Source organism: Saccharibacter sp. EH611, assembly GCF_009834765.1.
Taxonomy (GTDB): Bacteria; Pseudomonadota; Alphaproteobacteria; order Acetobacterales; family Acetobacteraceae; genus Saccharibacter.
This window is the reverse complement of sequence record NZ_WVHP01000002.1, coordinates 231613-250838: the sequence shown is the minus strand read 5'-3', so window position 1 is coordinate 250838 and position 19226 is coordinate 231613. Positions and strand designations below refer to the sequence as shown.

The following is a 19226-nucleotide window of genomic DNA, read 5'->3' as shown; positions in this document are numbered from 1 at the left end:
AATGACAAGGTAAATGCGATTTATGATGCCAGCCGAGGTTGTGGCAATGGATTTATTGTCGCACTCACGGGCTCTTCCCCTATGAACGGCTTGCTTTCATCAAGGAAGTTGCGGTTCATGTGGAGTGTATAGGCAATCACGACAAGGTAGGCGAGCGCACGTGTGATCTCTAGATGTGTGATGGTGTCATGGGTTTCGTCTTGTGCATCAAGGGCGCGTAGCCGGCGGATGGCCGCGCGTGCTACACGGGCGGCTCTTTCATGGCGCTTTGTGGAATGCTCAATATAATGCAGCACAAGGGCAACAGGACGGCGTGCACTTTCAGGAAGGTATTCGCGGTTCATAAGAGCGCGGAGGCGAATAATATTGAGTCCGAGAGTGAGTGTCGCCAACGTTCCTTGAATGCAGGCCTCAATCAAAGGTGTTTCGGTAGGGCCTGTATGACGGACTAAGCGTGCAAAGCGGTCTGTACTATGGCCAACCCATGCGCTGATATTGGGGGTATAATTAGGATGGGCGAGAATGCGTAATTCTTTCAACATAGCGCGTCGCAACCGGAAGCGTTCATCACGGCTGTTAAAAGGAAGAATACTGCGGAACACAGATACGCTGACAACTGCCGCTAAAACAGTAGCTAAATTCTCATTATAGAAGGCCATCTCGTCCATAACATGATGGTTCTGAAGGCCCAGCATGGAAGGCATAAGCAAACCATAAGCGGAGGCAGCGCCGGCGGTGGAGGGATTGGCTTTCGCTAGACCGCCAAGCATCATCGCTCCGCCGATAATGAGCATCAAGGGTTCGTAGGTTTTAACCATTGGCATGAGAACAATGACCAGAACCCATGCGACACACCAAGCCGCTACTGTGCCTTTGAGAAAGTTTGTCGTACCCAAGACGGGGTTTTCACGAGTAGCGTAAAGGCCGCATATTAAGGATGTTAGACCGATAAAATGAAGTCCTTGGGGCCAAGCCGTGACTTCGTAGATCAGCGACGTAACAAGCACGGCTAGAGCACCACGAATACCATTATAAATAGCAAGCTTGGTGTCACGATGGGCGTGACGTTGAAATTGGAAATGATCTCCACGCACACTATGCGTGCTGGCGTGGTATTCCGAAATAGCTTGCTCTAAATCACCAAGAAGCTCCCCAAGAGAAATGAAGAGAATGCGTTCATCAAGTTCAGAGCGTGAAAAAGTGGCATCGTCGTTTGCTGTGAGGTGATCGACTTCAGGTGTATTTAGTTTGGAGTGATTGTCTATTTTTTTATAGGTGACAAGACGGTGAGGAGCGGCATATTGGCGGCAAATATCACGTATATGTTGAAGGTCGGCTAGAAGGTCGGGAACTTCGCTCTCTTTTGCGAGGCGTTCTGGGAAAGCTTTTAAGAAAAGTAAGATTTCCTCAGAGATGGTTTCAAAGTCTTGATGTTGATGGGAGAGAAGTTGCAAGCGCGTAGCAAGGCCAAAACCACGTGATAGCAGCGTGGAGACGGCCGCCAGAGCTGCGCGTGCATGATCCCCTTCATGGCCGTGAGCGCCCATTTCCATTTCAGCAAATTCAATTTGGTCATTCATCTGTAGAATGGTTCCGAACTGTTTGCGGGCAGCTGTGAGAGCGCCGCGCTCTTGGCCTAAAATATTACTTAATGTTTGAGAGATAAGCGTAAGAGCGGCTTGTAGTTTTGTGCGCACTTGCAAATGAGCAAGGCGCTCCAAATTAAAAGAAAAAAGAAATGCAACAAAGGTTTCACACAGCACGCCTAAAACGATGTAACTGCTTCGGGAAACCGCATAGGTAAAAACATTATTGCCGTCCGGTGCTGCATCCATACAGACGATGGAGCATGTATAGCCTGCGAGAACGAGCGCGTAAGAGCGGAAGTTGCTCACGAACGTTGCGAGGCCACTGCACACGCCAATCCATAGCGCGATGAGAGGGAAAAAGAGCCAGGGGGCTTGGGGGGAAATGCCCATAAATACCAAAGCGGCGCAGGCCCCAATGAGTGTGCCAATAATACGCCAACGCGCTTTTGAAAGGCTTTCCCCGCGTGTAAGTTGAGCGACTGACCACACTGTCATAGCCGCCCAAGCGGGGCTGTCGAGTTCCATAAGGAAGGCGAGCCCTAAAGCAAGGCAAGCGGCAAGCGTTGTACGTAAGGCAAAGATAAAGCCCGCGGGAGATGGCGCATAAATCCACGATAGGAATGGCTTTTTGGAAGGAATCGTCCGTGCGGCAGAGGACGACGTTGACTGGAGGGATGGATCACTTTTCCTCATAAGCGCCGCGAGGTTACCTTTTTAAAACGATCGTCAGAGAGCAGAAAGAGCCAACCTTAAATCATTTACAAATTTTATATAGTCTTCTTGGCGTTTTTGTTCATCGGGTTGCCGAAGAAGTGATGAAGGATGAACGGTGACAAGACCTGTGGTACCATCTGACAACGTAAAAAGGCGAGAGCGTTCACGAGTGATTTTTACCGGTCGTCCTAATAAGGCTGAAGCGCCTGTAACGCCCAGCATGACCGTAACACGGTGGTGTAGAAGACGTCGCTCGGCGGTTATCCACGGTGAACAAGCTTGAATGTGCTGGGCTTCGGGCTTTTGGTGAATTCGTCGCTCACCACGTTGAATGAAGTTAAAATGCTTGACGGCGTTACTAATCCAATAACGGGCGCGCTCTCCGCCGGCTTCTTGGAGAGCTCTGTCAAAAAGCTGCCCTGCGGGGCCGACAAAGGGACGACCACGCCGGTCTTCTTGGTCTCCTGGTTGCTCCCCAACGAAAAGAATTTTAGCGTCAGGGTTCCCTTCACCAAAAACTGTACGCAGAGCAGGTTGGCATAAGGGGCACAGGGCACAATCAACAGAATAGGCCCGTAATGTTTCAAGGGAAGGGGTTTTTTCAATAAAAGCAGGTGTAGGTGAAATTGCCAGAGGGAAAATGGCTTTCCAATAGGCACTCTCATAAACGGGTTGTGCCGTAGAACGTGCATGGTCAAGAAGTTGCTCGTCATCAGCAAGACACTCGGCTTCTATCGCTGCGGTGCTGAAAAAAAGCTGACCGTTTTCATAGAGTAAAAGGCGTCCCTCTGTGTGGATAAGCCATGGGGCTGCACGCAGAGAAACTAAAGCGGTTGCTTGGCTGTCAAGGAGGGAAGGAGGCACGTGGATACGGCAAATTTTTATGTTGTCCTCGCATGAGGGAGGCAGAATTTGACGAAGGGACATCGCTGCACGACGTGTTGCATAGGCGAGTGCAACAAGATCTTTCCATAATGTTGTGTCGGGAAAGGAAGGGCAACCGTCACGGAGTTGCTCTAATAATTTGTAAAGCAACGAAAAGCGCTCAGGATGGCCTGAGGCAATGACAGCTGGGATGAGGTCTCGTACGGGGCGCGGGAGGCGTAAAGGGGAGGGAGCTTTAGGGAGTTCACGTGTTAAAGTAGGGGCTTTTTCTGCTCCGGTTGGACGGTCGTCCCAGTAAATATTCTCACTCGCAATATATTGATGAAGTAAGGAACGGGCCCATGCGCGCCATCCTATAAAATCGCTTTCCGTTATTAGTTTGGCATGTTTCATGTTGTATGAGCCTTAGTGAAAAATGATAAATAGAATATTATAAGGGCGTGTTGAGGTTGCACATTGGAGTGTTGCGGCATTATATCCCTATATAAGAGGTAATCTTAAGATATTAGAAGGCTATTCTATGACAGATCAAACAGATCTTGAAGAGAAGAAGGAGAAAGAGCTTCTTCTCAAGTTGACGGCGGATATTACGATCGCCAAACTCTCTGGTTCTTTGGTAGAGCCTGAGGCCCTGCCTGACTTAATACGTAGTGTGTATGCGGCACTTGCGGGGCAGGATTCTCAGGGGAAGAAGGCTGCAAATACAGCAGTGCGACAACAGCCAGCGGTACCTATTAAAAAGTCAATCTTCCCAGATTATATCGTTTGTCTCGAAGATGGTAAAAAGCTCAAGATGCTCAAGCGCCATCTGAAAAGCAACTATGATCTAACTCCTGATCAGTACCGTGAGAAATGGGGTCTCCCTTCTGATTACCCATTAGTGGCTCCGAGCTATGCTAAACGTCGTTCTGCTTTGGCACGTAATATTGGTTTAGGGCGCAACATTGGCTCTACTTCAGATGAGCGGCGCGGTTCAGGCGCTTCTAAAGGAAAAAATAAGAAATCTTAAAATATAATTTCATTAAGAGGGTATATTTTTCTAATATTCCCTCTTAGTGATAAAAATATTTATTTTCTTGACGTCTCACTCCCCGGCTGTAACTCTGAAGAGAGTAGAAAAGCAGTGAGGGGAAAGACTCATGACGCGGTCTGAGTTTGTCGCTCTATTAAGTAAACATTTTCCAGAGCGTGAGTTGCAGGATGTTGATGCAGCCGTGCACCATGTCTTTGATCATATGACGCAAGGCTTAGCAGAAGGGCGCCGTGTAGAGCTACGCGGCCTTGGTAGCTTTGGAACAAGACAGCATACAGCCCATACGGGGCGTAACCCCCGTACGGGTGAAACTGTCGCGGTGCGAGAGAAAAAAGTGCCGTATTTCCGTGCTGGAAAGGAATTACGCGAGCGCGTTAATCATTCGAAGCATGAAAAGGGTCAGCACTGTGGGTAGGGCTATCTTTCCCTGTGCGCGCAGCGCTGAGCTCTTCTAACAAGAAATCACGGAAAACAGAGATCCTTTTGGAGCTGCGCAGCTCTTCAGGATAGACAAAGAAAGCCTCAGCGAGAGGACTATGTATGTCCGGTAGGATTCGTACGAGGTTTGGATGGGCAGCAGCCGTATAAAATGGCAACGTCCCAATTCCATTCCCTGCAGCGATGGCTTTGCCAATAGCCGCCACATTATTAATGGCAAGGCTGACTTTGGGTTGAGGAAAGATTTTTTCCTTAACGAGGCGTGTCATCAACCAATTGATATTGGGTAAGGGAAGGTGCCAGCCCGCAAAGCCGATGAGTTTATGCTGAGCAAGCTCTTTAAGAGAGCGTGGTGTTCCATGTTGTTCCAGATATTCACGGCTAGCGTAAATAGGCATATGGAAACTTGCGAGATGTCGTTGAATGAGGTCTGGCTGTGTTGGGGGATGCAGCCGGATAGCAACATCCGCTTCGCGCATGCTCAAATCAAGGTCTGAATCCTCCAACAGAAGACATACCTCTACATTAGGGTGCTGCTCCATGAAGCGGTGTAGCCGAGGGGAGAGCCATGATAGGCCGAGACCCGTTGTCGTTGTTACGGTAATTTTACCAGCGGCTTTTTCGCGGTTTTCGCTCAAAAATGCCTGCGTTAGTGCAAGCTTGGAAAAGACTTCCTTTGCCGTATGGTGGAGGACTTCACCCTGTTCAGTCAGGATGAGCCCGCGCGCATGACGGTGGAAGAGAGGGACGCCAAGCACTTCTTCTAAAGCTGAAATCTGCCGAGAAACAGCCGATTGGCTCAGATTGAGGCGATCCCCAGCGTGGGTGAATGAACCGGCCTCAGCAACTGTGTGGAAGATGCGGAGCTTGTCCCAGTCCATCTTTTGATTCCCGTATGGCCCTTCGGAATGGTCATGATCCGTTTTGTTCATTGATAAACCCCGCACGCCACATAATATTTAGTAAATTTTGGAGAAAGTCCCCGAAATGACGTGAAGGGTCAAGGGCCAAAGCGAGAGTTATGTATTTTTATCTCATTTATCCAGCATGTTTTTGCTCTTCAATGTAACGTTCTGCTTCCAAAGCGGCCATGCAGCCTGTGCCGGCAGCAGTCACGGCTTGCCGATAAATTTTGTCTTGAATATCTCCTGCAGCGAAGACTCCAGGCACAGAGGTTTGAGCCGTACCGGGCTGGGTTATGATATAGCCCCCGTCATCACATTCAACTTCATGTCGGAACGGCCCAATGCTGGGACTGTGGCCAATAGCAACAAAGACACCGTCCACCGCGAGCTTTTCTTTAACGGCATGATCACGAGGGTCACGGAGATCCAATCCTACAACGACTTCTGGCGTCCCTTCGCCGAGAATTTCTTGGACTTCACGATTCCAATGAATGGTAATTTTAGGGTGTGCGTTTAAGCGTTTTTGCAAAATACGTTCTGCTCTCAAGCTGTCACGGCGATGGATGAGATGCACTTTGCTTGCGTGATGCGTGAGATAGAGGGCCTCCTCAACGGCCGTATTGCCGCCACCAATCACAGCGACTTCTTTACCGCGGTAGAAAAAGCCATCACAGGTCGCGCAGGCTGACACGCCGCCTCCTTGGAGTCGTTTTTCCGATGGGATATTAAGCCACTTAGCCTGTGCACCTGTTGCAATCACAACAGTGCGAGCGCGGAATTGGTCTCCTGAATCACCAACAAGGTGAAAATACCCATCCTCTTGGGGGCCATTCTTCAAAGATGCTTCCGTGATAATATCAAACTGGAAGCGTGTGCCTACATGTTCTGCTTGAAGGCGCATTTGTTCCATCAGCCACGGGCCTTGAACGGGATTTGCAAAGCCGGGAAAGTTTTCAATTTCATCGGTGATGGTAAGCTGGCCGCCTGGTTGCATCCCTGTTACAATCAGAGGTGTTAAGCCTGCGCGGGCGGCATAAATGGCAGCTGTATACCCTGCGGGGCCAGCACCAACGATGAGCATATCGGTCACATGAGTATCGGACATAAGATTAAGATGTGCTTCCATCTAACGAGGCGTTACAGAGACAACGTGTGCAATCAAGAAAAGCAGCGTTAACAGGACACATGGCGTTATTCTTGGCGAAGTGCAAGGAGGTCTTTGCACACGTTGCGTAGGGTCGTATAAGATAGCAGGGGAGTTTCCCCTCGTCCTATCGTCCATCTCGATTATTGTGAAAGTTCCACCTTATCTCATGAAAGCAGTTGATCTAGATGTCATAGACCATCGAATTCTTGCTGAGCTGCAGCAAAATGGCCGTATGACGAATGTGGAACTGGCCCGAAGAGTGGGGATTTCTGCTCCTCCCTGCCTGAGGCGTGTACGTAGGCTGGAGGAGCTGGGCATTATCCAAGGGTACCATGCCGATATTGCTGCGGTGACGCTTGGATGGTCGATCAGTTTTTACGTGTTAGTTGGTTTGGATAGTCAGAAGAGCAGTGTGTTAGAGGGGTTTGAGACCCATGTTGCTCAATGGCCTGAAACACGTGAGTGCCATATGATTCGAGGAGGGGAAGACTTCCTCTTACGGGTGATGGCTCGTGATGCAGATCATCAAAACCGCTTAACGCGCGACTTGATTGAAGTTCCTCATGTGGTGCGCGTACAAACTTTTCAAACGATCCGAACAAGCTGTGATCGTGCGGGCGTTCCTCTCTAAGGGAAATGAGGGCCATCCGTTCTGTTAAAGCAGAGCCTATGCTGTTGTGGTGCGTCATTGGGGCTTCTGTAGCCCTGAGAGCTCTATTAGCAGAGCTTTTACCTCTTACACCTGATGAAGCTTATTATTGGGTATGGTCGTGCCATCTTCAGGTGAGCTACCTAGATCATCCTTTCATGGTCGCGTGGTGGATTCGTCTGGGCACTGACCTGCTTGGCCATTCGGTCATGGGCGTGCGGATAGTCGGCGTTTTTGCGTCAGTAGGGGCGTCGCTTGCATTGATTTCTGCAGGGCGATGCTTGTGGCCACAGAAGCCTCAAGCCGGTTTGCGGGCGGCCTCCTTGCTCAATGTCACGCTTCTCTTTGGTGTTGGGATGGCGAGCATGACGCCGGACACGCCCTTAATGTTCTTTAGCGCATTAACATTATGGGCTTTGAGTCATGCTCTTTGTGCGTCTCAAGGTAATCGGCAGCTCTTTTGGTGGGGGCTTGTGGGAGGTTGCCTTGGTTTGGCGGGAGATTCAAAATATACGGCGCTGTTTCTCGCTTTAGGTATTGCAGGCTTTGTTCTGTGTAGCTCTAGACGGCTTTGGTGTCGCTTAGGCCCTTGGATGAGCGCAGGCATTGCAGGGCTTATGGTAATGCCAGTTTTGTGGTGGAACGCGACCCATCATTGGGCCAGTTTTGCCAAGCAGGGTGGGCGCGCTGGTGTGTGGCATCCAGCGCGTGCCTTAGACTTTTTAGGCGAGCTGTTAGCCGGGCAAATAGGATTATTAACGCCGCTTGTTTTTCTGTGTATTTGCATAGGTCTATGGCGGCTTTGGCAGAGCAAGCAAGTGAGCGTGCTTTTATGGTGCCTTGTGCCCGGAGGGTTGATTTTCATCACCCATGCGTGTGGTGATCGTGTGCAGGCGAACTGGCCGAGCGTGCTTTACCCAGCTCTTGCTTTGGTAGGGGGCGGTGCAGGGCGTTATTGGAAAAGTGCCGTGGTGAGCGGCGCGTTTTTGTGTGTAGCGGTTACGTTCCAAGCATTATGGGAGCCATTGCCCATCGCAGCACATTGGAATCCGATCCTGAGGCAAACCGCGGGGTGGAGCCGTTTAGCTGATTGTTTAGAAAGAAAAGCACAGGAACAAGGAGCGCAAGCCCTTGTAGTCGAGGATTATGCTTTAGCGTCCATTATGGCTTATTATCACCCTGAGCATATCATCATTATTGGGCAAGATGTCCGCTGGTCTTACCTTAGAGGGCTTTCACGTCGAACGATGGATCATGTGCTTATTGTCAGGGACGTAGGCTACGTTTTCTCAGGGAAAGATATAGTCATCCGCTCTACGCGGCGCGGTGAACGGGTGAGAGGGTATCATGTGCAATATAGCGAGCATGCCACTGGAGCTTTGCTGCCTTGAGACTCTTTTTTATGCGTATATCAGATACGAAAAAGCCGCCTCTACGGCGGCTCTCTCATCCGTAATAGCGGTAGGCATCTCTTAGAAGCCTTCACGCTCCAGGCGCTTACGCTCCATCTTACGAGCGCGGCGAACAGCCTCAGCTACTTCGCGCGCACGGCGCTCAGAAGGCTTTTCGAAGTGACGGCGGAGCTTCATCTCACGGAAAACGCCTTCACGTTGCATCTTTTTCTTGAGCGCTTTGAGCGCCTGGTCAACATTGTTGTCACGAACGAGAACCTGCACGGTATCGTCATCTCCTTTAGGGGTCTGTTTTCTTTGCGAGACAATACGAGCGAACCCGCCTTGTTGCAAGGAAGAAATCCGAGTTGTCGGTGTTGGTCGGACTACCACACTCTTGATAGGGAGACAATACTCTCTATTCGTACCTTCTTTAGTGTTAAATATAGAGAAAAGGGGAGGGAATGACATGGCACTGCATTTCTCAAAAGGCACATCCGCAGCAGAAGCGCATCTTTATTTGCGAGAAGCACCGATGCGCCAAACATTTGAAGCTTTTATGCTCGCATGGCGCGTTTTAACAGAGGCATGCGAGCCGGTTTTGGCGGAATATGGCTTGGGGCGTGCGCATCACCGTATTCTTTTTTTTGTGGGTTCCTATACGGATATTACACCAAGCATTTTGTTGAAACGGTTGGGGATAACCAAGCAATCGCTTGGCCGTGCTTTGGGGGAGCTCAAGGCGCAACATCTATTGGAACAAGTGCACGATAAGCAAGACCGACGCCGTAAACCTATTCGGCTAACTGCTAAGGGACGAGACGTTGAAGCACGTCTTTTTGCTTCTGTGCGGGCTGTTATGACCCAGTCCTATCGTCATGTAGATGGATCACAAGTCGAAGGATTTAGGTCTGTGTTGGCGGCATTGATGTCTGTGGAAGATGGGAAAAGCCCTCACCAATAGGCAGGGGAGACGCAAAGCCTATGATAATGCTTTGCGGTTTTCCACGCTGCCTGTTTTTGTGAGGGATTTCATTATTGCATCGTATTGCCGACACCACCTTGGCCGGTGCCCTGACCACTCATAGGGCCACCCATGCCGCCGCCGCCCATACCGCCGCCAAATGTGCTGCCCATGCTGCTCATAGGGTTGTAACGGCCGACATTGCCTAACAGTTCTTGGATGACAGAAATCTGTGTGCCGGGAGTTGGTGTTTTATCGTTTACCATGCGGACAGGAATCGCGTCGTGACGGCCTAGGATGGACATTTTTCTTAGCACGCCACCATTGTCAAAATTTAAGACGAGAACTTGTTGCTTGTCCACGGCCGGATGGCTGAGGGGCACCAAGTCCTTCGTCATGGACACATAAATCCAGGTATTGTCATTAAATGTCGCATGGGTTGTTGGAGACCCTAACGTGCTAAGAGCGTCAGATTGTGTGCTCGTATTGGGGGTCAGTTGGCTGTAGTCCTCTTTGTCAATGAGGGCTCCACGGGGAATAGGGGGTGCACATCCAGACAGGAGCAGAGCACTTCCAGCAAGTATTCCAGTCCAGCTCCGGCGTGACAAACCAGCGCGACGCAAGTGGCGTAGAACGTGAAGACGACGTTGTGGGCGAAGAACAGAAAATGCACTAGTCATGGATGGCGTGGTGTCCTGATGGTATTATGAGGGCATGCCGACAGTTTTCCGGTGCCTCAGAGAAGTCTCGCTGTCAATCTTTTTCATTGCACCATAACGATGAGTATCGCAGACAAGGCGCACGTTTCTTTTGCCTGAAGTTGTAAGGTTAGCAAAGACATGACACCTAAAGATAGTTCTTCTTTTTCTTCAGAACAGCATTCCTCTATTGTCAAGCCTGAATTTTCACACCGCATTCCGTTGGGGAAAATTGGACATGACCTGAGAGTGAATATTTCTGCCCCTTCTCAGGCACGTGAAAAACTCTGCCATCGTTTTGGACTGTTGGGGCTGGAGCAATTAGACGGGCAGTTTAGCCTCTCTCGTGGGGAAGGAAAACATATTAGAGCAGAAGGAGAGATTCGGGCTAAAGCGACACAGGCGTGCGTTATTACAGGTGAGCCTGTAGATGAAGAGGTTCAGGAGCGTTTTTCTCTTCGGTTTCTCCCACAAGAAGAGATGCCTAGTGATGAAGATATTGATATAGAGGCTTTGCTTGCAGAGGAAGCAGATGATGTTCCTTATGACGGGCGAGCGGTTGATTTAGGTGAAGCTCTCGCTGAGCAATTGGCTCTGTGTCTTGATCCATATCCACGTCGTGAGGGGAGTGGGCTGGAGAGCTTTGTAGAAGTGACACCCGAGGAAGGAGAGGAAGAGGTGATTGCAAAAGAAGAAAAGCCGAATCCTTTTTCTGTTTTAGAAAAATTAAAAGAAAAGAAGCGTTAAGAGTAGAATAAGGTCATCTTTTTTGATATAGTAGCGCGAACAAAATGGGTCAGAGGTGTCTAGTCGCTTGCGAATTTTTGTCGCGTCTGCTAGAGCCCCCCGCTTGAACACCGTGTCTATCGGCGGTGCTGACGTGTAGAAAAGTTTCCATGCTCGTGCTGTTGCATCGTGCAAGAGTGCGGGCCGGTTACGCCAAACCAGTAAGAGGCAGAAAACCATGGCCGTCCCTAAGAGAAAGACTACGCCGTCCCGTCGTGGCATGCGCCGCAGCCACGACGCTCTCCGTGTTGAAGCGCATGCCGAATGCGCTAATTGCGGTGAAGTAAAGCGTCCCCACCACGTATGCAGCCATTGCGGCCATTACGATGGGCGTGAAGTTGTGAGCACTGAAGGCAGAGCTCTTAAAACAGCTGTTCGCGCTTAAATATTTTTGCGCCACACCTCGGGAGTTTCCCGGGGTGGTCGTGTTTCAAACGATTTGTATTCTAAGCTCTGTGAAGATCTGGGGGCCGCATTCATGACAGAAGCGTCTGTCGTTGAGACAGGGGATGGTGTCAGCGAGGCGGGAGAGACATTTCCCCTTCCGTACACCTTGGCAGTTGATGCCATGGGGGGAGATAATGCCCCAGATATTGTGTTGGCAGGGCTAGAAATAGCGGCTATTCGGCATCCCGAAAGCCGTGTGCTTTTGGTGGGAGATGAAGCTGTCCTGAAAGAGGGGCTGCAACGTTTTCCTAAAGCGGCCAGTATCTGCACAATACGCCACACTCCTGATTCTATTCCGATGGATATGAAGCCGACAGCTGCGTTGCGGGTAAAGCATTCATCAATGCGGATCTGTATGGAAGCTGTTGCGTCTGGTGAGGCGTGCGGTGTGGTGTCCGCTGGTAATAGCGGCGCTATGTTAGCACTTGCGAAGATTATCGTTAAAGTCCTTCCGGGTATTTCACGCCCCGCTATGACGGCTGTTCAGCCTTCGGCACGTGGTGATGTTGTGATGCTGGATTTAGGGGCGAATATTGCTTGCGATGCGCGTAATCTCGTTGAGTTCGCAATTATGGGTGAGGCTTTTGCGCAGGCGGCGTTGAGCTTAGAAAGACCGACAATCGGATTGCTTAATGTTGGCGCAGAGGAGCTTAAAGGGGACGAACGTCTCCGTCAGGCAGCCGAGAAACTGCGTGACAGTGTGCTGAGTGATCGTTTTGTGGGCTTCGTTGAAGGTCATGACATTACAGGTGGGCGCACAGACGTTGTTGTGACTGATGGCTTTACCGGGAATGTTGCCTTGAAGACAGGAGAAGGGGCGTTGAAGCTCGCTTTTGGTCTTCTAAAAAATGTCTTCCAAACAAATTTTATAACAAAGCTTGGCTATTTGCTCGTAAAGCCAGGCCTAGAGCGTATGCGTGAATGGATTGATCCACGTCGCTACAATGGTGCTGTTTTCGTTGGTTTGAACGGCGTCGTTGTGAAATCACATGGTGGTGCTGATGCTGAAGGTTTTGCTTCGGCAGTTGACGTCGCTGTTGATGCTGTGGCCAATGACCTCAATGCAAAAATTCGTCATCGATTGGAACAACTCGGAATGTTGCAATCTGCCATTGGGACCAAAGGATCAGAGTGAAAAACGCTATGCCGTCCGATTTAGCTACGCCTCAGCTTGCTTTTAGAAGCCGTCTCACCGGGGTCGGTGGGGCATTGCCGCAACAGGTTGTGACCAATAATGACCTTGCAGAGCGTCTTGATACCTCCGATGAGTGGATTCGTACACGTACTGGGATCGGACAACGCCATATTGCTTCTGGTGATGAAAATGCCGTCTCTCTTGCAACAGAGGCTGCTCAGGCTGCGCTAGGTCATGCGGGCGTTGAGGCATCAGATATTGATGCAATTATCGTGGCAACCTCCACACCAGACCAAGTTTTTCCCTCCGTTGCTGTGCGCGTACAAGCTGCATTGGGCATGGAGCGCGGGTTTGGTTTTGATGTGAGCGCAGCATGCTCTGGCTTTATTTATGCCATTGCAACGGCTGATGCGATGATACGCTCCGGCCAAGCGAAGCGCATCATTGTCATCGGTGTTGAGGTTTTCTCTCGTCTGCTTGATTGGACAGACCGTTCAACGTGCGTGCTGTTCGGTGATGGTGCTGGTGCTGTTATGCTAGAGGCTGGTGCGCGTGATGGGGAGGGCATCCTATCTACGCACTTACATGCTGACGGACGGCTTGGAGACTTGCTTTACGTCAACGGTGCGGTCGGCTGCGCAACGGGTGATGTCGCGCTTAAGATGAATGGTCGTGAAGTTTTTCGTCACGCTATTGTGCATTTAGCAGCTGCCGTAGATGAAGCTTTAGAAAAGCAGGGACTTAACGGAAACGATGTTCAGTGGCTTGTTCCTCATCAGGCCAACCTACGGATTATTGATGGGATGGCAAAACGTCTTGCTCTCCCGCCTGAACGAGTCGTCGTGACCGTTGATCGTCATGCCAATACATCTGCGGCTTCTATCCCCTTGGCGCTGAATGAAGCTGTTAAAGATGGGCGCATTAAAGAAAATGACCTTATTTTAATGGAAGCTCTCGGTGGCGGGCTGACATGGGGTTCAGCTCTTATCCGTCTATAAAACCGGGGTATGACGTGCTCTTCACTGCGTTGTGAACTTGACTGTCATGGTTAGCGTGATACCCGTGTTATATGGATACGATTACGCGCGCAGACCTTGTCGACCTTCTGCAGAAAAAGAATGGCTTTTCTCGTCAGGAGGCTATGGCTTTCCTTGAGCAGATGCTTGAGCTTTTTGCTCAGACGCTGGAACAAGGAGAAGGCTTGAAGCTGAGCGGTTTTGGTACTTTTGGCGTCCGTGAGAAAACGACCCGAATAGGGCGTAATCCTTTAACGGGCCAAGAGGCTTTGATCTCAGCGCGACGTGTTCCTTATTTCCGACCGTCACGCCTTTTGCGCGATATTGTCAATAGCGAGTAGATGACAAGGGTAAACAGTCATGACCACGTCCCAGCAGAAACTGTCTCTTCCGGCCGTCGCGGAGGAGTTGGGGGTTCCGCCGTACCGTTTGCGGTCGTGGGAGAATTTGTATCCAGTGTTTCACTCTACAAGGGAGAGTGATGGCCAGCGTTATTATCAGCCCGATGACATTGTCTTAATTCGTCGTATTTCAGAGCTTCTCTATAAAGAAGATTGTAAGAGCCATGAGGTGATGGCTGCGTTGCAGGCGGAAGGACTTGTTGCCTCTCCCGAGCGAGCATCGGGAGATGAGGCGGTTTCACAAGAAGAGCGAGAGCGCCAAAAAGCTCTTCAGGATGAATGGGAAAAGCGTCTTTCTGCGTTAACAGAGGAAAACATGCAGCTGCGCCGCCAAGCGGAGACTGAGCGTGAGGCTGTTTCTACGGCAGAGGAAAGATTACAGGAGCTTCAGAAAGAGCTTTCTAATACTGTTACAGTTTTAGGGCAGGAGAATGCGCGTCTTCAGGAACAGTTGGGGACAGAAAAGAACGCAACGATAGAGCGTGATCGCCTCAAAGAAAAGCATGACGTTCTCGTACAGAAGCTCAAAGAAATCGAGGCGGAGAAGCAAACCTATCAGCACGCGAAGACGCGCCTAGCAGAAGTTGAAGCTGAAAATGTGCGTTTGCAAGAAGATGTTGAGCAACAAGAGAAGATTCAGCATGCTTATAAAATTTTGCAAGAAGAGAATGAACGCTTAACGTCAGAGCTGGAGCAGGCGAAGACCTCTCAAGCGGCTTCAGAAGACTATCGTAAGCAGATTGAAGCCTTAACGGCCGAACAGTCGGAACTGGCGCGTAAATTGGAAGACAGTGAGCGAGCACGAAGTGACGCTCAGCGCTATCTGGACGAAAATGAAGAGCTTCGTTCTGAGATTAAAAAACTTAAAACAGCTCAAGAACAAGATGAAGAACTCTTCTTGCAGTTAGCAGAGGTTGAAGAAGAGAAGGTTCGTTTACAGGAAAAAGTCTCTCTTTTTGAGAAAGATCATGCCGCTTTAAGCGAGAAAGTAGAAGATTTTGAGAAGATTCGTTTTCAATATGAAAGTGAGCAGACACGCTCTTCTGAGTTAGAAACTGAAAAAATGAAGCTGCAAGAAGAGCTGGAGAAGGCTAAAAGTTCTTTGGAGCAGTTTGAAAGCCTAAAAAAAGAAAGAGAACATGCAGCCCAAGCTGAAAAGGGGCAGTCTGAGATCTTACGGGGACGCCTAGATAAAGCTGAAAGTGAGAACAAGCAGTATTTAGAAAAGCTCGAAGAGGCTGTGGTAGCACTTCAAAAACTAGAAAAAGATAATGAGGAGTTGCGTAAATCACTTAACGCTGCACAAAAAGAGAGCGCTGTGGAGGGTGACCTTCGGAAGCAATTAGAGCAGCTTGAGAAAGAGAAGGAAGGCTTGGAGCAGAAAGTCCAGCAGGGCATTTCTTATGAGGGTGAGGCACGCCAAGGGAAGGAAGAGGTCGCACGCTTGAAAAATGGGTTGCGTGACCTTTTAGGCGAAGTTCAAGCGATACGAAAAGTTTTGTCGCTCTGAGAAGAAATATTGCCCCTCAGCCCATTGCAGAGATGGGCTGAGATTGCTAAAGACAATTTCACCGCAGGGCGGGCAGTAGCGCAGCCTGGTAGCGCATCAGTCTGGGGGACTGGGGGTCGTGGGTTCGAATCCCGCCTGCCCGACCATCCTGCGGTTATTTTTCCTTTACATTGGTGTTTTTGCTCGTTGGGCTTTCAGTCCATATATCCCAGAGCAAGTGTAAAGCGGCCATGATAGCGGGCCCGACGAATAGTCCAAGAAGATTCCACGTTTCGGCACCACCAAAAATGCCCAGAAGAACCCACAGAAAGGGTACTTTTGTTGTCCCGCCGATAAGGAAGGGACGAATGAAGTGGTCAGCAACAAAGAGCACAATAGCCCCAACAACCCAGACGGCAATTGCGGCCAGCATGCTGCCTTTTGTGGCAATCATGAGCAGCACAACAATAGTGACGGCAATCCATCCCAGCATGGGAACCATAGCTGCAATAGCTGTCCCAAGGCCGAAGATGATAGGCTGCGGCGCGCCTGCGAGAACATAGGCGATGCCCATAACAAATCCTTCACCGAGCCCGACAAGCACGAGGCCTGAAACAGAGCCGTGAATGGATGCAATAATCTGACGCGCTAAGGTTTCTCCCTGTGAACCGAAAAGGCGGTGCGAACTTTTTAAGCATTTATCTTTAATGCTGTGTCCATCTTTAAGCAGGAAGAACAGTGTTAGAAATGAGAAAAAGAACAAAATGACCCGATGAACCAAGGGAGCGACCTGAGATCCCACTTGATGGGTCATGCTTAGGCCCTTGCTGAAATTAAGCCCGACTGAATCAAGGAGTTCTTGGATTTGTTGCGGCTGTGCAAGGTGAGTTTGCCAAAGCTTATGTGCTTGCGCCGCTCCGATGGGAAGATGGTTGATCCATTGAGGCTCTGCTAAGCCGGAATGAAGAATATCGTTAAACCAATGCAGTGCATTTTGGAGCTCATCAACGACTTTGTAGCCGATGAAGGTTACAGGCAGCATAAAAATGAGAGCTAAGACTGCCGTAAAGATGCAGGGCAACCACACAGAACGCCCAAAGCGGTTTTCACAGCGGCAGTAAAGCGGCCATAAGGCAATAGCGAAAACGCTACCCCACATCAACGCAGGTATGAAATTACGGAGTGTAATAAGACCTGCAAGAATAAAGAATAGGGCAAGAAAACCACGCGCGCGGCGCTGGAGGGTGCCCGAAGGAGTGGGCAACCGGATACTGCTTCTCTCAGGAGAAGGATGTTTATCTGTCATTAATAATTAACCTCAGCCTATGGGAAAGGTGACTAGGTGATATTACCCTCTATTACAGGAGAAAACCTTTATCAAAAGACAATAAATCCAGAAAAAGGAAATAATAAAGATGTTATGTTACTTATTTGGACGTATGTGCCTTTAAATGGGATGATAAAGGGCTTCTGAGAGGATTGCTTCATCTGAAGGGGAAAAAAGATGGTAGCGGATGAAGAGATCTATGAGGACAAGGTTAACGTTAAATTTAAATTGATCTTCTTTTTGAACAAGATGAAAGACTTCCTGAAGAGGCATTAAGTGAAAACTTTCAACCTCGCCATCGGCCGCACGTGGCTGGAACTCTTCTGAGAGGAGAAGATCGTAACAATAAAGGCGGTCACGGCGAAGTCCTTCAGGACGGATCATCGCATAGCGTAGCGTGCTGACATGGCGGGCCGTACGAGCGAGCTCAGGCGAGATGGCCGCTTCTTCACCAGCCTCTTTAACAACCGTTTCGTCGGGAGTAAGGCCGCTACTCATACCGCCAGCTACGAGGTGATCCAGCTTTCCGGGGTCGAGGCGTTTATGCTTGCTGCGTTTGGCAACCCACAAAAAAAGTTGTTCACCTTTTTTGACCATGCCGTTGAGGTGGACGCCTGCTGCCTCAAATCCACAAAGTGGGATAAGGCCGCGGTCAACTTGTCCAATATTTTCTCCTTCCGGATTCGTAACGTCAAACCATTCATTAAAAGGTTGATAGCATTGTTGTTCAGCCAAAGAGAGACTGATGTCGCGTAGAAAATCCCCTTTGTTGAGGTAAATGTGATCAGGAGTAACGGTGATTGCGTCAGGTGAAAGGGAGGTTTTGAGAGCAGGAAGAAGGCGGTGGTCGAGCCAGCCAATGATGATGTTGCCATAATAAAAAGGAAGGCGACCTTGGGGAAGAGAGGCATTATGGCAACGTTGAATGCAGCGCAAAAAGGGAAGGATCGGTGAGGAAAGGTTAGTGGGCACGTTTGATCTCTCGCATGATGTTAATAGCGACAACATAATTTCTAATGCTGTGTATAGTGGCGTGCTGCTCTGCGTAAAACCACCCCGTTTCTGATCAGAGCATTGTGTAAAAGGTTGCTCTCACTCATTTGTGAGAGGCTAAAGAACATTGTTTTTCGTAAGCCATCGTTCCGCTAAGTGTGGCCATGCAGGGGGAAGCGTATGAGGCAAGCCACGAGCACCGATTATATGAGATGTACAGTTGTAGCCTCTGATTCAAAAGAGACTGAAAGAGCGTAAGAGCAGATTTTCACGTGATAGGTGGTTAATGAGGTCACATGCGGTGATACCCAGTGATGTGAGCTGACGGATAGCAGGAAAGACTTCATAGGTGATATTGATGCGTTGTTATCCTCCCCAGTGGCTATAGGGGTATGGCTGTGAAGGGGGGAGTGTTGCGCACGCTTGATGAGGTGGGGAAGAGACTAACGCAGCACCCAAAAAGCTTTTTTAGGAAAGAATGTCTTTTGTAAGGTAACTTTGAGCCGATGACGTTTGAGACAGCAGATGTTTCCATAAAAGGAGCTTATCGCTAGCGTGTTTAAGATTATTTGCTTCCTCATAGCGCTGTACATGGAAAATATCATCAAAAGAAGCAGGAATTGTTGGTCATAAGGTAGGAGAGGGGTTCCATCCTAGGTGTTTCCGGTTTAGAGGGGGAGCGGGCTGTTGTTCTGCCAGATGAAAAGGGCAGAAAGGCTTGACGTTTTCATTCGCGTCAGCCATAAGCCCACCTTATTTACGGAACACGTCGGGGCCTTGCAGCCCTACGTATCACAGCATCGAGGAAGTTCTATGTCTCGCCGTTGCCATGTCACGGGCAAAGGGGTGCTGACGGGCAACAACGTCAGCCACGCCCACAACAAAACCCGTCGTCGTTTTCTGCCTAATTTGCAGGAAACCACTCTGCTTTCCGATATTCTCGGAGCACCAATTCGTATGCGTTTGACGACCAAGGGCATTCGCACGGTTGAGCATAATGGCGGGCTTGATTCGTTCCTGTTGGGGACACCGAACCGTAAGCTTCCTCCGGAGGCTTTGGTGATCAAGCGTCGCATTCTTCGGGTGCAGGAACGTAAGGCTGCTCAACAAGGTTGAGGCCGGGTGAGGCCCTCGTAACACGGGGCCGTCTTCTTCTGGGGGAACCCTGCCAGAAAGAGATAAATCCCTAAGGAAAGACAGGGTTTGATGAGGTGTTTCA

Annotated in this window: 20 protein-coding genes and 1 tRNA gene; 13 read left to right on the top strand and 8 right to left on the bottom strand. The window is 49.7% G+C overall.

Annotated elements, in window-relative coordinates:
* Positions 1-20: 20 nt before the first annotated feature.
* Both GS535_RS02680 and GS535_RS02675 read right to left on the bottom strand, forming a co-directional pair.
* Positions 21-2282, bottom strand: a complete 2262-nt coding sequence (locus tag GS535_RS02680) for an FUSC family protein (protein WP_160792326.1) — start codon at positions 2280-2282, stop codon at positions 21-23.
* A 33-nt stretch (positions 2283-2315) separates the two neighbouring features.
* Positions 2316-3581, bottom strand: a complete 1266-nt coding sequence (locus tag GS535_RS02675) for a UdgX family uracil-DNA binding protein (RefSeq protein ID WP_160792325.1) — start codon at positions 3579-3581, stop codon at positions 2316-2318.
* A gap of 127 nt (positions 3582-3708) precedes the next feature.
* On the opposite strand from GS535_RS02675, the gene GS535_RS02670 reads away from it, so the two are divergent.
* Together GS535_RS02670 and GS535_RS02665 are read left to right on the top strand one after the other, a co-directional pair.
* Positions 3709-4197 (top strand): MucR family transcriptional regulator, encoded by a 489-nt coding sequence (locus GS535_RS02670; protein ID WP_160792324.1) that lies wholly within the window; start codon positions 3709-3711, stop codon positions 4195-4197.
* Between the two features lie 130 nt (positions 4198-4327).
* On the top strand, positions 4328-4636 hold the full coding sequence (locus GS535_RS02665; RefSeq protein ID WP_160792323.1) for an integration host factor subunit beta: 309 nt from the start codon (positions 4328-4330) through the stop codon (positions 4634-4636).
* Here the strand turns inward: GS535_RS02665 and GS535_RS02660 are convergent.
* Positions 4596-5540 (bottom strand): LysR family transcriptional regulator, encoded by a 945-nt coding sequence (locus tag GS535_RS02660; protein ID WP_160792401.1) that lies wholly within the window; start codon positions 5538-5540, stop codon positions 4596-4598. The two genes, GS535_RS02665 and GS535_RS02660, sit on opposite strands and share 41 nt — an antisense overlap.
* Before the next feature lie 157 nt (positions 5541-5697).
* Positions 5698-6669 (bottom strand): thioredoxin-disulfide reductase, encoded by a 972-nt coding sequence (gene trxB / locus GS535_RS02655; RefSeq protein ID WP_160792322.1) that lies wholly within the window; start codon positions 6667-6669, stop codon positions 5698-5700.
* 208 nt (positions 6670-6877) lie between these two features.
* Here trxB and GS535_RS02650 point away from each other — a divergent pair, with 208 nt between their 5' ends.
* Both GS535_RS02650 and GS535_RS02645 read left to right on the top strand, forming a co-directional pair.
* Complete coding sequence (locus GS535_RS02650; protein ID WP_160792321.1) at positions 6878-7342, top strand: Lrp/AsnC family transcriptional regulator; 465 nt, start codon at positions 6878-6880, stop codon at positions 7340-7342.
* A gap of 5 nt (positions 7343-7347) precedes the next feature.
* Positions 7348-8751, top strand: a complete 1404-nt coding sequence (locus GS535_RS02645; RefSeq protein ID WP_160792320.1) for a glycosyltransferase family 39 protein — start codon at positions 7348-7350, stop codon at positions 8749-8751.
* A gap of 81 nt (positions 8752-8832) precedes the next feature.
* Here GS535_RS02645 and rpsU read toward each other — a convergent pair whose 3' ends face one another.
* The gene (gene rpsU / locus GS535_RS11115) at positions 8833-9036 is read right to left on the bottom strand and encodes a 30S ribosomal protein S21 (protein WP_026294133.1); all 204 of its coding nucleotides are present in this window, start codon (positions 9034-9036) and stop codon (positions 8833-8835) included.
* A 184-nt stretch (positions 9037-9220) separates the two neighbouring features.
* On the opposite strand from rpsU, the gene GS535_RS02635 reads away from it, so the two are divergent.
* Complete coding sequence (locus GS535_RS02635; RefSeq protein WP_160792319.1) at positions 9221-9715, top strand: MarR family winged helix-turn-helix transcriptional regulator; 495 nt, start codon at positions 9221-9223, stop codon at positions 9713-9715.
* Between the two features lie 71 nt (positions 9716-9786).
* Here the strand turns inward: GS535_RS02635 and GS535_RS02630 are convergent, their stop codons facing one another.
* Positions 9787-10395 (bottom strand): outer membrane protein assembly factor BamE, encoded by a 609-nt coding sequence (locus GS535_RS02630; protein WP_160792318.1) that lies wholly within the window; start codon positions 10393-10395, stop codon positions 9787-9789.
* A 159-nt stretch (positions 10396-10554) separates the two neighbouring features.
* Between GS535_RS02630 and GS535_RS02625 the strand changes: the two genes are divergently transcribed.
* From GS535_RS02625 to GS535_RS02595, 7 genes are all read left to right on the top strand, one after another.
* Positions 10555-11160 carry a DUF177 domain-containing protein gene (locus tag GS535_RS02625; protein WP_160792317.1) on the top strand — a complete coding sequence of 202 codons (606 nt, stop codon included), beginning with the start codon at positions 10555-10557 and terminating at the stop codon, positions 11158-11160.
* A gap of 217 nt (positions 11161-11377) precedes the next feature.
* A complete protein-coding gene (rpmF, locus tag GS535_RS02620) occupies positions 11378-11584 on the top strand; it encodes a 50S ribosomal protein L32 (protein ID WP_083912693.1) in 207 nt (68 codons plus the stop codon).
* Between the two features lie 93 nt (positions 11585-11677).
* Positions 11678-12781: a phosphate acyltransferase PlsX gene (plsX, locus tag GS535_RS02615; protein ID WP_202401622.1), complete on the top strand. Its 1104-nt coding sequence runs from the start codon at positions 11678-11680 to the stop codon at positions 12779-12781.
* 8 nt (positions 12782-12789) lie between these two features.
* Positions 12790-13779 (top strand): beta-ketoacyl-ACP synthase III, encoded by a 990-nt coding sequence (locus tag GS535_RS02610; protein ID WP_160792316.1) that lies wholly within the window; start codon positions 12790-12792, stop codon positions 13777-13779.
* 71 nt (positions 13780-13850) lie between these two features.
* A complete protein-coding gene (locus GS535_RS02605; protein ID WP_160792315.1) occupies positions 13851-14138 on the top strand; it encodes an integration host factor subunit alpha in 288 nt (95 codons plus the stop codon).
* A 19-nt stretch (positions 14139-14157) separates the two neighbouring features.
* Entirely contained in the window at positions 14158-15708 is a 1551-nt protein-coding gene (locus GS535_RS02600) for a MerR family transcriptional regulator (RefSeq protein ID WP_160792314.1), read from the top strand.
* A 69-nt stretch (positions 15709-15777) separates the two neighbouring features.
* Positions 15778-15854: transfer RNA gene (locus tag GS535_RS02595), tRNA-Pro, on the top strand.
* Between the two features lie 8 nt (positions 15855-15862).
* Here the strand turns inward: GS535_RS02595 and GS535_RS02590 are convergent.
* Positions 15863-16993: an AI-2E family transporter gene (locus GS535_RS02590; RefSeq protein WP_160792313.1), complete on the bottom strand. Its 1131-nt coding sequence runs from the start codon at positions 16991-16993 to the stop codon at positions 15863-15865.
* Positions 16994-17134: 141 nt separating this feature from the next.
* Entirely contained in the window at positions 17135-17986 is an 852-nt protein-coding gene (locus GS535_RS11265) for an NUDIX domain-containing protein (RefSeq protein WP_370518163.1), read from the bottom strand.
* 834 nt (positions 17987-18820) lie between these two features.
* Here GS535_RS11265 and rpmB point away from each other — a divergent pair.
* Complete coding sequence (gene rpmB, locus GS535_RS02580) at positions 18821-19123, top strand: 50S ribosomal protein L28 (RefSeq protein WP_160792311.1); 303 nt, start codon at positions 18821-18823, stop codon at positions 19121-19123.
* Positions 19124-19226: the final 103 nt, after the last annotated feature.